This window comes from Xanthovirga aplysinae, assembly GCF_009711365.1.
GTDB lineage: Bacteria > Bacteroidota > Bacteroidia > Cytophagales > Cyclobacteriaceae > Xanthovirga > Xanthovirga aplysinae.
Genome location: NZ_SMMB01000105.1, coordinates 1 through 358, shown reverse-complemented (window position 1 = coordinate 358; position 358 = coordinate 1). Strand labels below are relative to the sequence as shown.

General features: G+C 43.3%; 1 protein-coding gene. It reads left to right on the top strand.

Translation table 11 applies throughout. The annotated features are described in order from the left end of the window. On the top strand, positions 1-358 hold a 358-nt coding region (locus E1171_RS23105), incomplete at both ends, for a hypothetical protein (RefSeq protein WP_425509588.1).

The following is a 358-nucleotide window of genomic DNA, read 5'->3' as shown; positions in this document are numbered from 1 at the left end:
TCAAGTGGGTGGAACTACTGTTTTCGATAACCAACTCCAGGTAAATGGAAATGTAGGGATAGGTACCTCATCTCCAACTGCAACCCTTGATGTAAGGGCAACTTCCATCAAATTTGCCTCAGCAAATGATAAGGCACATACCTGGTTCCCTTATACCAATGGAGAGGTCTACATTACGGGTGATGCGGATGGAAGCGGTGATGGATCCATTCATTTCAGGACTTTTGGTTCCGATACTTATAGCGAAAAAATGGTAATCAAAGGAGATGGGAAGGTAGGAATTGGTCAATCCGCACCCACCGAAAAATTAGATGTATCTGGAAAAATAAAAGCCGATGGTGTCGTCCTTAATATTGGC